The following is a 13,602-nucleotide window of genomic DNA, read 5'->3' on the forward strand; positions in this document are numbered from 1 at the left end:
TGTGGTCTGAGTGTAAAGCTGCTTATCAGGCCCCGCCACAAGGACGTCTTCTTTTCCCTCGAACAAGCCCCGACATGTTCAGACCTCTCTCTTTATTTATCGGCACGCGTTATACCCGTGCAAAGCGTCGCAATCATTTTGTGTCGTTTATTTCCCTGACCTCGATGATCGGGCTCGCCCTTGGCGTGGTCGTGATGATTGTCGTGTTATCGGTGATGAACGGCTTCGATCATGAGATGCGCACCCGCGTGCTGGGCATGGTGCCCCACGCGACCATCGTCGGCGACCAGCCGATCAGTGACTGGCAAAGCCTGGCGGCCAAGGTCAAGCAGAACCCCAAAGTGGAGGCGGTTGCGCCGTTTACCCAGATGCAGGGCTTGCTGACCAATGATGGCAACGTGCAGAAAGTCCTGCTCAATGCCATTGACCCGGCGCAGGAACGCAATGTCTCGATCATTGACCGGTTCATGCAGCAGGGCCAGCTCGACTCGCTGACCCCGGGCAGCTTCGGCATCATCATTGGCGACAAGGCCGCGAAAAAGCTGGGTGTGAGCGTCGGCGACAAGCTGACCTTCGTTGCGCCGGAAGTCACGGTGACACCGGCCGGCATGTTCCCGCGCATGAAGCGTTTTACCGTGCAGGGCATTTTTCATGTCGGTGCCGGTGAGATCGACGGCTACCTGGGCATCACCAACCTGCAGGACCTGGCGCGTTTGCAGCGCTGGAAACCTGACCAGGTACAGGGCCTGCGGCTGAAGTTCGATGACCTGTTCGAAGCGCCGCGCACTGCCTGGGAAATCGCCCAGCAGCTGGGCGAGAGCCAGTATTACGCCCGTGACTGGACCCGTACCCACGGCAACCTGTACCAGGCCATCCGCATGGAAAAAGCCATGATTGGCCTGCTGTTGCTGCTGATTGTGGCCGTGGCCGCGTTCAACATCATTTCCACGCTGGTGATGGTGGTCAATGACAAGAAAGGCGACATCGCCATCCTGCGTACCCTGGGGGCGACGCCGGGCACCATCATGGCCACCTTTATGGTTCAGGGCACCGTTATCGGTGTGGTCGGGACGGCCATCGGCGCGGTGGTCGGGATGCTTGCTGCGCTCAATGTCAGCGCTGCGATCTCGGCCCTTGAAGGCCTGATCGGGCACAAGTTTCTCAATGCCGACGTGTATTTCATCGACTACCTGCCCTCGCAGTTGCAGGCACAGGACGTGTTGATGGTGTGCGGTGCGGCATTGGTTCTGAGTTTCCTCGCGACCTTGTACCCGGCCTGGCGTGCTGCGCGCACCCAGCCTGCGCAGGCGCTTCGTTATGAGTGAGTTGGGCATGAAAGAACAAGCAGTGTTGAGTTGCCGCGACCTGGGCAAGTCCTACGAGGAAGGCCCGGAATCCGTGGTGGTGCTGTCGGGGCTGCAGCTTGAGTTGCACCCTGGTGAGCGGGTGGCGATCGTCGGGACTTCGGGTTCGGGTAAAAGTACCTTGCTCAACCTGCTCGGCGGGCTTGATACCCCGACCAGTGGCAGTGTCTGGCTGGCGGGTGAAGAGCTATCGGCCCTGGGCGAAAAGGCCCGTGGCCTGTTGCGCAACCGCTCGCTGGGTTTCGTGTATCAATTTCACCACTTGTTGCCCGAGTTCACCGCCCTGGAAAACGTCTGCATGCCGCTGTTGATCGGCAAGACGGCGATCCCCGAAGCCCGTGAGCGGGCCACGGCGCTGCTGACCCGGGTGGGTCTGGGCCATCGCCTGGAGCACAAGCCGGCCGAACTGTCGGGCGGCGAGCGCCAGCGTGTGGCGATTGCCCGGGCGCTGGTCAACAAGCCGGGGCTGGTGATGCTCGATGAGCCCACCGGCAACCTCGACTCGCACACGGCCCAGGGCATTCAGGACCTGATGCTGGAACTCAGCACGTCAATGCGCACTGCGTTCCTGGTGGTAACCCACGACATGAACCTGGCCCGCCAGATGGATCGCGTGTTGCACCTTCAGGAAGGTCGCCTGACCACGATCTGACTGGCCAGCATCTGACGCCTGCAAGCGGGCGTCAGGTCTTCAATTTTTATACGGTGCCCGCGAATGTTCAGACCGTTATCGATTTTTATCGGCACGCGCTATACCCGCGCCAAGCGCCGCAATCGTTTTGTTTCGTTTATCTCCATGACCTCGATGATCGGCCTCGCTCTCGGCGTGCTGGCGATGATCGTGGTGTTGTCGGTGATGAACGGCTTCCAGCGTGAAATGAGTAACCGCATCCTCGGCATGGTGCCCCACGCGACCATCGTGGGCGTCAAGCCCATCGATGACTGGCGCCCGGTGGCCGAGGCCGCGATGAAAAACCCCGAGGTGACGGCAGCCGTGCCGTTTACCGAGCTGGACGGCATGCTGTCCTATAAAGGCTCGATGCAGCCGATCCAGATCAGCGGCATCGATCCGGAGCAGGAAGGCAAGGTCTCGATCGTGACCCAGCACATCGTGCAGGGCAGCCTCCAGGACTTGAAGCCCGACGAATACGGTGTGGTGCTGGGCGATATTGTTGCGCGGCGTTTCCGTCTGGGCGTGGGTGACAAGATCACCCTGATCGTCCCCGAGGCCAGCACCGCGCCTGGTGGCATTACTCCGCGCCTGCAGCGGTTGAATGTGGTGGGTATCTTCAAGGTTGGTGCTGAACTGGATGGCACCATGGGCCTGATCCATATGGCCGATGCTGCAGCCATTCAACACTGGGAGCCGAACCAGGTGCAAAGCGTGCGCCTGGCGGTCAAGGATCTGTACGCGGCACCGCAGGTTTCACAGCAAGTGGCGGCCGGCCTGGGGGATGGTTACAAGGCTGACGACTGGACTCACACCCAGGGCAGTCTGTTCAGCGCCATGAAAATGGAAAAAACCATGATCGGTCTGTTGTTGCTGATGATCGTGGCCGTGGCAGCGTTCAACATCATCGCCACGCTGATCATGGTGGTGAACGACAAGGGCGCCGACATTGCGATCTTGCGCACCATCGGTGCCACGCCGCGGCAGATCATGGCCATCTTTATGGTGCAGGGCACGGTGATCGGTATTGTCGGCACCTTGATCGGTGGCGTGCTGGGGGTGATTGCGGCGTTGAATGTTAGTGAACTGGTGGGCTGGATGGAGCGGGTGACCGGGCAGCATATCTTCAGTTCCGACGTGTATTTTGTCAGCAACCTGCCATCCGAGCTGCAGGGCGGCGATGTGGCGCTGATCTGCGGTGCGGGCTTTGTACTGAGCTTTCTGGCTACGCTGTATCCGGCGTATCGGGCAGCGAAGATTCAACCGGCCCATGCGTTGCGGTATTCCTGATAGTTGAAGAGCAAAAGCCCCTCACCCTAACCCTCTCCCGGAGGGAGAGGGGACTAAAGGCAAAAGCAGTTCTGCGCAGCGCCACAAATCAGCTCCCTCTCCCTCCGGGAGAGGGCTGGGGTGAGGGCAGCTTTGCTGGCAGCTCCACGACAAACCGCGTTACCCCCTCTTTCGACTCACAGCAGATCTGCCCGCCATGGGCACGAATGATCGACTGGGTGATCGCCAGCCCCAGCCCCGCATGCTCACTGCTGCCTTCACGGCGTGCCGGATCTGCCCGGTAAAACCGGTCAAACAGGCGTGGCAGCAGTTCTGCAGGGATTCCCGTGCCCGTGTTCTCGATGCTGATGCGCGCAGTGCCCGGCAAAGCCTCAATCAGCACTTTGATCGCGCCACCCGCCGGCGTATAGCGCAAGGCGTTATCCAGCAGGTTGGAAAGGGCGCGGCGCAGCATGCTGCGGTCGCCTGCAAGAAGTGCATTGCCTTCGCGGGTCAGTTCAATGTGCGAGTCTTCGGCCAGCAGCGCATAAAACTCCAGTAATGCCTCCACTTCCTGACCCAGATCCAGGGCTTCGCGCCGAGGCGTAAGCAAGCCGTGATCGGCCTTGGCCAGATAGAGCATGTCGTTGACCAGTTGCGCCATCCATTGCAGCTCTTCAAGGTTGCTATGCAGTGCCTCGCGGTATTCTTCAATGCCCCGGGGGCGGGTCAGGGTGACCTGGGTGTGGGTCAGCAGGTTGGACAATGGCGTACGCAGTTCATGTGCGATGTCGGCGGAGAATGCCGACAATCGCTGGAATGAATCGTCCAGTCGCGCAAGCATGGCGTTAAAAGCCGTGGCCAGCTCTGCCAGTTCAGCGGGCATTTGTTCCTGGGGCAGGCGGGCGTTAAGCGAGTCGGCCGAAACGCTGGCTGCGATCGCGCTCATGCGGCGCAGAGGGCGCAAGCCGCTGCGGGCTGCCCACGCACCGAGAATCGCCGTGGCCAGTGCCGACAGGCCTACAGTCATCCAGATCAATCTCTGCATGCGCTGCAGGAAGTGCTGGTGGTGGGTGATATCCAGCAACAGGGTCAGATGCGGCGCATCGGGGCTGTCGGTCTGCGGTACCAGAACACGGTAATCGGTGCCGTTTATTTGCAGGCTGCCCAAGCCCGGGCGGGTCTCAAGCTCCAGTGGCAGGCGCGGTGAGCTGTCAAACCATAGATGCCCGTCCGGGCCGCGCACCCGTATCGCCAGGTCCGGCTGGTGGGCCAGATCCTGCATCAGGGCGGGCAGGCGCAGGGTGAAGCGTTCAAGGGTGTCAGCCCCTTGCAGCGTACTGCGTAGTACGGCGAGGCGACTTTCCATCAGTTGCTGGTCGAGCTCGACAAAATGCACCTCGCTGGCGCGCCCGAACAGCACCCCGGCAAACAGCGATACCACGGCGGTACAACCGGCAAACAGCAGCGCCAGGCGGCTGCTCAACGACAGGCGGCGCATCAACTGCTGCGCTCTTCAAGCACATAACCCATGCCGCGCACGGTGTGGATCAGCTTCTGCTCATGGTTGTCGTCGATTTTCAGGCGCAGGCGGCGAATCGCCACTTCGATGACGTTGGTGTCGCTGTCAAAGTTCATGTCCCACACCTGTGAAGCAATCAAGGACTTGGGCAGCACTTCTCCCTGACGGCGTAGCAGCAGCTCCAGCAGGGCGAATTCCTTGGCGGTAAGGTCGATGCGCTGGCCGTTGCGCTCAACACGGCGGCGGATCAGATCAAGGCGCAGGTCGGCCAGTTGCAGGCTGGTCTCCTGGGGAGTGTTGCTACCGCGGCGCAACAGGCTGCGAACCCGTGCCAGCAGCTCGGAAAAGGCGAACGGCTTGACCAGATAATCATCGGCCCCCAGCTCCAGGCCGTGGACGCGGTCAGCGACCGCATCCCGTGCGGTCAAAAACAGCACCGGCATGCTCAGTCCGGCGCTACGCACCGCTTGCAGGATTTGCCAGCCATCACGGCCGGGCAGCATGACGTCGAGAATCAGCAGCGAGTAATCCCCGGTCAGGGCCAGGTGTTGCCCGGTAATACCGTCGGCCGCCAGTTCGGTGGTGAACCCGGCCTCGCTCAGGCCCTGGCGCAAGTACTGTCCGGTTTTGACCTGGTCTTCGACTATCAGCAGTTTCATGGTCGACTCATCATAAAAATTATCCTCAGCCTTATACCTTGGTGCAGGTTATGCAGGGTCAAGCTGACAAAGTTGTAATCTTGCAGTCAGTTGAATGCCAGTGCCGAGACTTTAAAGTAGCGCCAAGCCTGACATTTTTGTTTCTGGGAGTAAGTATGACCGCACGTATCCGTTTGTCGCTTGCTGGCTGTTTTTTGGCCTTGAGCCTGCCGGTAATGGCATCGCCTGCCGGGCATTTTGATTTTGGTCAGCCCGCACCTGCCGCCAGCGCCACGCGCACGGTTGAAATCGACATGACTGATATTGCCTTCACGCCAAAGTCGCTGGATGTGAAAGCCGGTGAAACGGTGCGTTTTGTCCTGGTCAACAAAGGGCAGTTATTGCACGAGTTCAACCTGGGCAATGCCGCGATGCACGCGGCACATCAGAAAGAAATGCTCGAAATGCAGCAAAGCGGCATGCTTACCCCGACCGGTATGGGGCATGACGGCATGGATCACTCGGCAATGGGCCACGGCGCCATGAATATGCCGGGCATGAAGCACGATGACCCCAACAGCGTGCTGGTCGAGCCGGGTAAAACCGCGGAGTTGACCTGGACCTTCACCCGCGCCGACAACCTGGAATTTGCCTGTAATGTGCCGGGTCACTATCAGGCTGGCATGGTCGGCAAGGTGAAAGTTGCGCCTTAAAACGTCCTGATTGTCGGTGAACGCTGAAAGCCTGGCTTAAACCCGATAGAATTACCGGGTTTTTCTAGCCAGGTTTTTGTCATGCATCCCGCCGCCGAACATTCCCCGCTGGGCAAGTCCAGTGAATACATCAGCACTTATACCCCGTCCTTGCTGTTCCCGATCCCGCGCGCGGCGAAATGGGCCGAGCTGGGGCTGAGCGCCGAAACGCTGCCTTATGTCGGCGTGGATTTCTGGACCTGCTTCGAGCTGTCCTGGTTGTTGCCATCGGGCAAACCGGTGGTGGCCATTGGCGAGTTTTGCTTTGCCGCCGATTCGCCGAATATCGTCGAGTCCAAGTCGTTCAAGCTGTATCTCAACTCGCTGAACCAGACGGTATTTGCCGATACCCCGAGCCTTGAGGCTACATTGCGTGCAGATTTGTCGGCCGCATCCGGCAAGCCTGTCAGCGTGCGCGTACGCAGTCTGGATGAAGTTCAGGCTGATGGCGTAGCCGTATTGCCGGGTGTGTGCATTGATGACCTGGATATCACGGTCAGTGATTACGCGCAGCCGCGTCCTGAATTGCTCAAGTGCGACGATTCCCAGGTGGTTGAAGAAAGCGTCTACAGCCACTTGCTCAAATCCAACTGCCCGGTCACCAGTCAGCCGGACTGGGGCACGGTGGTGGTCGAGTACCGTGGGGCGGCGCTGGATCACGCCAGTTTGCTGGCGTACCTGGTGAGCTTTCGCCAGCATTCGGATTTTCATGAGCAGTGTGTGGAGCGGATCTTTCTCGACCTGCAGCGTTTGCTCAAGCCCGAGAAGTTGACCGTGTATGCGCGCTATGTGCGCCGTGGTGGGCTGGATATCAACCCGTACCGCAGCACCGAAGCGGTCGAGTTCCAGAATGTGCGGTTGGTGCGTCAGTAATACGCTGTGACTCATGTGGGAGCGGGCTTGCTCGCGATAGGTCTATGCGGTTTGCCTGACAAACCGCGTCGCCTGAATCGCGAGCAAGCCCGCTCCCACAGAGTTTTGCTTAGCCGTTATTCAGCGCCTTGGCCTGCTCCAGCACTGCCTCGACATGGCCTGGCACTTTCACGCCGCGCCATTGGTGACGCAACACGCCGTCCTTGTCGATCAGGAAGGTGCTGCGATCCACGCCAAGGTACTCCTTGCCGTATAGCTTTTTCAGCTTGATCACGTCAAACAGCTGGCACAGGGCCTCGTCCTTGTCGCTCAGCAACTCAAACGGGAAGCCCTGCTTGGCCTTGAAGTTCTCATGGGACTTGAGGCTGTCGCGGGACACACCAAACACTTCGGTATTGGCCGCCTGGAACTCGGCGTAATGGTCGCGAAAGCCCTGGCCCTCAGTGGTGCAGCCCGGTGTGCTGTCCTTGGGATAGAAGTAGATCACTACCTGCTTGCCCTTGAGCTGCGACAGGCTGACGGTTTTTTCACTCGTCGCCGGGATCTGGAAATCGTCTACGGGTTGGTCAATTGCAACAGCCATTGAGTCGGTTTCCTTACATCGGGTTCTGTGGGCGCCAAGGTTCGATCAGTGCGTCCAGGTTCAACGCGTCGGCGAAGTCGAGGAACTGATCACGCAGCCAGCTGATTTGCACGCCGGCCGGCAAGGTCACGGTGAAGGTGGCGTTGAGCATGGTGCCGCCGGTTTGTGGCGCCTGATAGGTATCGCACGTCAGGTTTTCCAGCTCGACGTTGTGATCCATGAAGAACTGGCACAGCTCGTTGATGATGTCCGAGCGGTAGGCCGAGCTGACATAGGCCACGTACGGCAGCGCCTGCGGGCGGGTTTCAAGGGCCGCACTGCGTACTACATTGACGCTGAACGCGTGCTTTTTGGCCAGCGCAGGCAAGCCAGCTTCAAGGCGTGCCAGGGCGTCCCAGCTACCGGTAACTTCCAGGACCAGGGCACTGCATTCGCCGTGGCGAGTCAGGCGCGAGGTCACGACAGCGCAGCGATTTTCATGGCTGGCGCGGCACAGCACGTTAGTCAGCTCCATTGGGTTGGCGCCAAGGGCACTGATGACAAGGAATTGTTCGCGAACTGTGGGGGTGGACATTCAACCTTCCTAAAACGATGAGCGGTCAGTACGGTCGATGGGAGGCAAGTTGAGTATCAGGTAACACTTGAGCGTCAGAAGCCCGTCAATACTGCGTTCCAGGCGGTTTGCAGGCTCTGCAAAACGTGCTCGGTGGCGTTTGGGCGGGGCTTTTGGCGCTTGCTGAGGGCCTGTGAAACAGACTTGCGCACACATCAGTACCAATCAAAGGCTGAAGGGTAGCGAAAAGCAACGCGAAGGGGAATGCTCATCGGGCGCGCTGTTGCTTGTGCAAGGGTCATGGCGCCAGTACCATTACGGCTCTCTTTTTCCGGCAGGAGCGGTTGCATGATTGCGGGCAGTATGGTGGCACTGGTCACACCTATGGATGCACAAGGTCGTCTTGATTGGGACGCTCTTAGCAAACTGGTGGACTTTCACCTGCAAGAGGGCACCAACGCCATTGTTGCCGTTGGCACTACAGGTGAATCGGCAACTCTGGATGTGAACGAACACATTGAAGTGATTCGTCATGTCGTCAAGCAGGTTGCAGGGCGCATTCCGGTGATTGCCGGCACGGGCGCCAACTCGACGCGTGAAGCGATCGAACTCACCACCAATGCAAAGGCCGCTGGCGCCGATGCATGTCTGCTGGTGACACCGTATTACAACAAGCCGACCCAGGAAGGCCTGTACCAGCACTTCAAGGCGATCGCCGAAGCGGTCGATATCCCGCAGATCCTGTACAACGTTCCGGGCCGTACCGCCTGCGACATGCTGCCGGCTACCGTCATTCGTCTTTCCACCGTGCCGAACATCATCGGCATCAAGGAAGCCACCGGCGACCTGACGCGCGTACCGGCCATTCTGGCAGGGGTGAGCAGCGACTTCCTGGTGTACTCCGGCGACGACGCCACCGCAGTCGAGCTGATCCTGCTCGGCGGCAAGGGCAATATCTCGGTAACCGCCAACGTTGCTCCGCGTGACATGAGCGACCTGTGCGCTGCTGCGATGCGTGGCGATGCCGACACTGCCCGTGCGCTGCACGAAAAGCTGATGCCGCTCAATAAAACCCTGTTTATCGAATCCAACCCTATCCCCGTGAAATGGGCGCTGCATGAGATGGGCATGATGTCGGACGGTATCCGTCTGCCACTCACCTGGCTCAGCGAGCCTTGCCACGAACCACTGCGTCAGGCAATGCGCCAGTCCGGTGTCTTGGTTTAATTGAGGAAGCACTACGCATGAAGCGATTGGCCGGACTTTCCGCACTAGCCGTGATTATTTCCAGCACCAGCGGCTGCGGTTGGCTGTGGGGTCAAGAGGGTTACTTCCGCGACCGTGGCAGCGACTACCTGGAGGCGCGTCAAACCGCTCCAATGCAGTTGCCGCCAGGTGTCCAGACTGACAAGCGCCTTGTGCCGCTGTTGCCGATCCCCAGCAATGTGCCCGACGACAACGTCAAGGGCGAGTTTGAAGTACCGCGTCCACAGCCGTTGGCTGTAGCCGCCAGTGCCAGCGATTTCAGCCTGCAGAAAAGTGGCGACAGCCGCTGGGTCATGGCGCAGCGTTCGCCGTCAGAAGTCTGGCCGGTAGCGATGCAGTTCTTCCAGGACAATGGCTTCCGCATCGACGAACAGCGCCCGCAAACCGGCGAGTTCACCACGAGCTGGCAGCGTGCTGACGAGCTTTCCGCTCCGATCGCCCGCCATGTGGGCAGCAGCGGCCTGGCCTCCGACAGCGAAACCCGCCTGCGGGTACGCATCGAGCCGGGTGTGCAGCGCAATACCAGCGAAATCTACGTGGTCAGTGCCAACCGCCCGGCCGGTAGCAGTGCCAACGTCGACTTTGGCAACCGCTCGGTCAACACCGGTCTGGATGCAGCCCTGGTTGATGAAATGCTGATCAGCATGAGCCGCAACGCCGAGAAGGGCGGTTCGGTTTCGCTGCTGGCTGCCCGTGATTTCGACACCCCTGCGCGTGTGAGCCTGAACGAAGACGGCAGCGGCAACCCGGTGCTGACCCTGACCGAAGACCTCGACCGTGCCTGGTCCAGCGTAGGTCGTGCACTTGAACAGGGCGAATGGCGCGTTGAAGACATCAACCGCACGTTGGGCCTGTACTACATCAACCTCGCCGAAAAAGCCGAGAAGAAGGACGAGAAACCTGGTTTCTTCTCCGGTCTCTTTGGCAGCAAGCCGGACAAGGAAGAAGTTGAAGCCCGTGCCCAGCGCTATCAGGTTCGCCTGAGCAAGGTGGGTGAAAGCGTGCAAGTGACCGTCGAAGAAAACATCAACACCGTTGCCTCGCCAGAAGTGGCGCGCAAGGTGCTGGGCGTTATCCAAGACAACCTGGGCTGATTGTATGCGTTTTGCCGTTCTCGGCAGTGGTAGCCAAGGGAATGGCACGCTGATAGCCAGCGACAGCACCTATGTACTGGTCGATTGCGGTTTCTCGTTGCGAGAAACCGAGCGTCGTCTCGCCAGGCTGGGCATCAGCGCTCACCAGCTGAGCGCGATTCTGGTCACCCACGAACATGCCGACCATGTGCATGGCGTGGGTTTGCTGTCGCGGCGCTACAATTTGCCGGTGTACATGAGTCGTGGTACCCAGCGCGGGATGCGCAAGCCTCTGGAGGCCGCCGGTTACGTGGCGGGTGGTCAGACGCTGCAAATCGGAGCCTTGAATATCAGTGTGACCCTGGTCGCCCATGATGCCCAGGAGCCCACCCAGTATGTATTCAGTGACGGCAAGCGGCGATTCGGCTTGCTGACCGACCTGGGTTCGTATTGTGCTGGCGTGCTGGACAGCTATCGCGACCTGGATGCGCTGATGATTGAAGCCAACCACTGTCGGGACCTGCTTGCCCGTGGTCACTACCCTGCGTTTCTCAAGCGCCGGGTAGGGGGCCAGGAAGGACATTTGAACAACCACCAGGCCGCAAGCCTGGTGGCCGAGTTGGGCTGGCAAGACCTGCAACACCTGGTACTGGCCCACCTCAGCAGCAAGAACAACCTGCCGCAGCTGGCCCGGCAATGTTTTGTCGACACCCTTGGGTGCGACCCGGACTGGCTGCAACTGGCCGATCAAGATTCAGGGCTCGACTGGCGCACAATCGCCTAGCCCACCTACTTAGCATGCGGAGCCCATCATGGAAAAACGTGAAGAACTCTATCGCGGTAAAGCGAAATCGGTTTACAAGACCGACGACGAAAACCGCTTGATCCTGCTGTTTCGCAACGACACTTCGGCGTTCGACGGCAAGCGTATCGAACAACTTGATCGCAAGGGCATGGTGAACAACAAGTTCAACGCCTTCATCATGCAGAAACTTGAAGAAGCCGGCGTGCCGACCCAATTCGACAAACTGCTGGGTGACAACGAGTGCCTGGTGAAGAAACTCGACATGATCCCGGTCGAGTGCGTTGTGCGTAACTACGCAGCGGGCAGCCTGGTCAAGCGCCTGGGTGTGGAAGAGGGCATGAAGCTCAACCCGTACACCTTCGAACTGTTCCTCAAGGACGACGCCAAGGGCGACCCGTTCATCAACGAATCCCACGTCGTGGCTTTCGGTTGGGGCACGGCCGAGCAACTGGTTCGCATGAAAGAACTGTCGCTCAAGGTCAACGACGTACTGAACAAGCTGTTCGATGACGCTGGCTTGCTGCTGGTCGACTTCAAACTTGAGTTCGGCGTATTCCACGACGGCTCCATCGTCCTGGGTGACGAATTCAGCCCGGACGGCTGCCGTCTGTGGGACAAGGCTACCGGCAAGAAAATGGACAAGGACCGCTTCCGTCAGGGTCTGGGCGACGTAATCGAAGCCTACGAAGAAGTTGCAAACCGCCTCGGCGTCCCGCTTTAAGCAGTAAAGGCGCGCAAGCAACTGATACAGCGCGGTTTTTTTGAAAAAAGGCTTTGCCATAATCAAAAACCGCGCTATTATTCGCGCCGTTGGAGAGATGCCAGAGTGGCCGAATGGGACGGATTCGAAATCCGTTGTACTGGCGACAGTACCTAGGGTTCGAATCCCTATCTCTCCGCCATATTGAAAAAAACCTTATAAATCAATGATTTACGAGGTTGAAAAAATGGTGATTTGTAGCAAGGTTTTGTAGCAAAAACCTGACATGCAGATCGCCATTTTTTTCGTCTGTCGTTTGAGCCTCCGTTGCTCGTTCTGAGCGTCTTTGGCCGCTGTGGCTACCTCCTCTATACTATCTGCTGATTTTTCGGTGCTTCTGCGAGGCTCTGAGCCGTTCCTGTGCCTGATTTTGGGATCAGGGTCTCCAATGGTGCGGGGACTTGTACCCGTGCCGGTGGGGACCGGATAGTACGGAATGAATGCGTTTGGAGCCGCGTTAGTATTTTTTTTGCTATGCCTGACGCAGAATGACCCCTTAGAGGGATTCTGGTAGTCACTCAATTTGCAATCATAAGGACCGCAGCATGCAAACCAAGGAAAGCATTCAGTCAGAACTGAACAGCCTTTATGAGCAGTTTAAGAGCAACACATCTCTCCCTTCAGGGCTTGCTGAACGCACGTCACCTCCCTTGCTCCTGAGCGTGCCAGAAAAATGGCTGAACTCTACTAAGCGGGTGCTGGTAGTTGGGCAAGAAACGCTTGGTTGGGATTTTCATCCCGGTGACTACTTCCCCGATCTTAAAGATCCGATCATGACCTTCGCGGATTTCCAAGCCACGCCGAATAGCGTAGCCGCACTTACTGCTGGCTATCGTGATTTTGAGTTCGCTAGGCATCAACCGGGGAATTACAACAGTCCGTTTTGGCGAGCCTACCGCAGCGTGCGATCCTCTTTGGGGGAGGACGTAGATGGTGCTGAAACAGCGGTGCTCTGGACTAACCTTTTCAGGATGTCGCTCGACAATGGAAGTGTGTATGAGAATGGGAGTTCTGAAGAGGCTGCACTGATACGGGAGGCGGGTTCGGCCTTGCTACGTGCTGAAATTCAGGTACTCGCTCCAACCTCTGTGATTTTCTTCACTGGACCCAACTACAACGAGCATCTCTACGCACAGTTTCCGGGGGTCGAGCCTTTCAATCTTGAAAACTATGAGCCGGAGAAAACCTCCATGCTGAAACACCCCCTGTTACCGATCCTAACTTTTCGAACCTATCATCCTGCTTATCTAGCAAGAAGTGGTCAGTGGGGGATAATTTCAGAGATTACCGCTTGGAATCAAGAAACGGCTTAGTCTGAATATATCTATTAACAACTGATAAAGGCCCCTCTGCGGAGGGGGCTACCCTTGGTATATTGCGGTAAGTCGGACAGTAAAGGTTGAATCGCCCCTAGTTTCGTAGACACCTCCAAGCCTTAAAATGAGGCCCATTAGGAGGTGCCATGAGCAACCAG

The 13,602-nt window shown here is 58.4% G+C and carries 14 protein-coding genes and 1 tRNA gene; 11 read left to right on the forward strand and 4 right to left on the reverse strand.

Features of this window, described 5'->3' with window-relative positions:
* Window positions 1–74 precede the first annotated feature (74 nt).
* The 3 genes from GHN92_RS19300 (at window position 75) to GHN92_RS19310 (ending at window position 3,324) form a co-directional block, all read left to right on the forward strand.
* Window positions 75–1,325, forward strand: coding sequence for a lipoprotein-releasing ABC transporter permease subunit (locus GHN92_RS19300; protein WP_095002197.1), 1,251 nt, complete (start codon window positions 75–77; stop codon window positions 1,323–1,325).
* A 7-nt stretch (window positions 1,326–1,332) separates the two neighbouring features.
* Window positions 1,333–2,016: a lipoprotein-releasing ABC transporter ATP-binding protein LolD gene (lolD, locus tag GHN92_RS19305; RefSeq protein WP_165446489.1), complete on the forward strand. Its 684-nt coding sequence runs from the start codon at window positions 1,333–1,335 to the stop codon at window positions 2,014–2,016.
* A 63-nt stretch (window positions 2,017–2,079) separates the two neighbouring features.
* Window positions 2,080–3,324 (forward strand): lipoprotein-releasing ABC transporter permease subunit, encoded by a 1,245-nt coding sequence (locus tag GHN92_RS19310; RefSeq protein ID WP_095020286.1) that lies wholly within the window; start codon window positions 2,080–2,082, stop codon window positions 3,322–3,324.
* A gap of 88 nt (window positions 3,325–3,412) precedes the next feature.
* Here GHN92_RS19310 and GHN92_RS19315 read toward each other — a convergent pair whose 3' ends face one another.
* Together GHN92_RS19315 and GHN92_RS19320 are read right to left on the reverse strand one after the other, a co-directional pair.
* Window positions 3,413–4,804: a heavy metal sensor histidine kinase gene (locus tag GHN92_RS19315; protein ID WP_153380831.1), complete on the reverse strand. Its 1,392-nt coding sequence runs from the start codon at window positions 4,802–4,804 to the stop codon at window positions 3,413–3,415.
* Entirely contained in the window at window positions 4,804–5,484 is a 681-nt protein-coding gene (locus GHN92_RS19320; protein ID WP_095002193.1) for a heavy metal response regulator transcription factor, read from the reverse strand. Before GHN92_RS19320 ends, GHN92_RS19315 begins: the two co-directional genes overlap by 1 nt.
* Window positions 5,485–5,639: 155 nt before the next feature.
* Here GHN92_RS19320 and GHN92_RS19325 point away from each other — a divergent pair, with 155 nt between their 5' ends.
* Together GHN92_RS19325 and queF are read left to right on the forward strand one after the other, a co-directional pair.
* Window positions 5,640–6,176, forward strand: coding sequence for a plastocyanin/azurin family copper-binding protein (locus tag GHN92_RS19325; protein WP_095019362.1), 537 nt, complete (start codon window positions 5,640–5,642; stop codon window positions 6,174–6,176).
* Between the two features lie 81 nt (window positions 6,177–6,257).
* Entirely contained in the window at window positions 6,258–7,088 is an 831-nt protein-coding gene (gene queF / locus GHN92_RS19330; protein ID WP_095019361.1) for an NADPH-dependent 7-cyano-7-deazaguanine reductase QueF, read from the forward strand.
* A 109-nt stretch (window positions 7,089–7,197) separates the two neighbouring features.
* On the opposite strand, the gene GHN92_RS19335 is transcribed toward queF, so the two are convergent.
* Both GHN92_RS19335 and GHN92_RS19340 read right to left on the reverse strand, forming a co-directional pair.
* The gene (locus tag GHN92_RS19335) at window positions 7,198–7,671 is read right to left on the reverse strand and encodes a peroxiredoxin (protein WP_095002190.1); all 474 of its coding nucleotides are present in this window, start codon (window positions 7,669–7,671) and stop codon (window positions 7,198–7,200) included.
* A 13-nt stretch (window positions 7,672–7,684) separates the two neighbouring features.
* Window positions 7,685–8,245, reverse strand: coding sequence for a glycine cleavage system protein R (locus GHN92_RS19340; protein ID WP_016780071.1), 561 nt, complete (start codon window positions 8,243–8,245; stop codon window positions 7,685–7,687).
* Between the two features lie 327 nt (window positions 8,246–8,572).
* On the opposite strand from GHN92_RS19340, the gene dapA reads away from it, so the two are divergent.
* The 6 genes from dapA to GHN92_RS19370 all read left to right on the forward strand — a co-directional run bounded on the left by dapA (window position 8,573) and on the right by GHN92_RS19370 (window position 13,441).
* Entirely contained in the window at window positions 8,573–9,451 is an 879-nt protein-coding gene (dapA, locus tag GHN92_RS19345; protein ID WP_095002189.1) for a 4-hydroxy-tetrahydrodipicolinate synthase, read from the forward strand.
* A 17-nt stretch (window positions 9,452–9,468) separates the two neighbouring features.
* Window positions 9,469–10,584 (forward strand): outer membrane protein assembly factor BamC, encoded by a 1,116-nt coding sequence (bamC, locus tag GHN92_RS19350; protein ID WP_095002188.1) that lies wholly within the window; start codon window positions 9,469–9,471, stop codon window positions 10,582–10,584.
* Between the two features lie 4 nt (window positions 10,585–10,588).
* Window positions 10,589–11,347 (forward strand): MBL fold metallo-hydrolase, encoded by a 759-nt coding sequence (locus GHN92_RS19355; RefSeq protein WP_095002187.1) that lies wholly within the window; start codon window positions 10,589–10,591, stop codon window positions 11,345–11,347.
* A 28-nt stretch (window positions 11,348–11,375) separates the two neighbouring features.
* Window positions 11,376–12,089: a phosphoribosylaminoimidazolesuccinocarboxamide synthase gene (gene purC / locus GHN92_RS19360; protein ID WP_019410660.1), complete on the forward strand. Its 714-nt coding sequence runs from the start codon at window positions 11,376–11,378 to the stop codon at window positions 12,087–12,089.
* 91 nt (window positions 12,090–12,180) lie between these two features.
* A tRNA-Ser gene (locus GHN92_RS19365) sits at window positions 12,181–12,270 on the forward strand.
* A 403-nt stretch (window positions 12,271–12,673) separates the two neighbouring features.
* Window positions 12,674–13,441, forward strand: coding sequence for a hypothetical protein (locus GHN92_RS19370; protein ID WP_095032161.1), 768 nt, complete (start codon window positions 12,674–12,676; stop codon window positions 13,439–13,441).
* Window positions 13,442–13,602 lie beyond the last annotated feature (161 nt).

The sequence above is a fragment of the Pseudomonas sp. FSL R10-2964 genome (assembly GCF_009600035.1).
GTDB classification, from domain to species: Bacteria; Pseudomonadota; Gammaproteobacteria; order Pseudomonadales; family Pseudomonadaceae; genus Aquipseudomonas; species Aquipseudomonas bubulae.

Coding starts and splice junctions, on each gene's coding strand:
- bamC (WP_095002188.1), top strand. CDS start 9,469: ATGAAGCGATTGGCCGGACTTTCCGCACTAGCCGTGATTATTTCCAGC.
- GHN92_RS19325 (WP_095019362.1), top strand. CDS start 5,640: ATGACCGCACGTATCCGTTTGTCGCTTGCTGGCTGTTTTTTGGCCTTG.
- purC (WP_019410660.1), top strand. CDS start 11,376: ATGGAAAAACGTGAAGAACTCTATCGCGGTAAAGCGAAATCGGTTTAC.
- GHN92_RS19355 (WP_095002187.1), top strand. CDS start 10,589: ATGCGTTTTGCCGTTCTCGGCAGTGGTAGCCAAGGGAATGGCACGCTG.
- lolD (WP_165446489.1), top strand. CDS start 1,333: ATGAAAGAACAAGCAGTGTTGAGTTGCCGCGACCTGGGCAAGTCCTAC.
- GHN92_RS19320 (WP_095002193.1), bottom strand. CDS start 5,484: ATGAAACTGCTGATAGTCGAAGACCAGGTCAAAACCGGACAGTACTTG.
- GHN92_RS19310 (WP_095020286.1), top strand. CDS start 2,080: ATGTTCAGACCGTTATCGATTTTTATCGGCACGCGCTATACCCGCGCC.
- GHN92_RS19340 (WP_016780071.1), bottom strand. CDS start 8,245: ATGTCCACCCCCACAGTTCGCGAACAATTCCTTGTCATCAGTGCCCTT.
- queF (WP_095019361.1), top strand. CDS start 6,258: ATGCATCCCGCCGCCGAACATTCCCCGCTGGGCAAGTCCAGTGAATAC.
- GHN92_RS19335 (WP_095002190.1), bottom strand. CDS start 7,671: ATGGCTGTTGCAATTGACCAACCCGTAGACGATTTCCAGATCCCGGCG.
- dapA (WP_095002189.1), top strand. CDS start 8,573: ATGATTGCGGGCAGTATGGTGGCACTGGTCACACCTATGGATGCACAA.
- GHN92_RS19370 (WP_095032161.1), top strand. CDS start 12,674: ATGCAAACCAAGGAAAGCATTCAGTCAGAACTGAACAGCCTTTATGAG.
- GHN92_RS19315 (WP_153380831.1), bottom strand. CDS start 4,804: ATGCGCCGCCTGTCGTTGAGCAGCCGCCTGGCGCTGCTGTTTGCCGGT.
- GHN92_RS19300 (WP_095002197.1), top strand. CDS start 75: ATGTTCAGACCTCTCTCTTTATTTATCGGCACGCGTTATACCCGTGCA.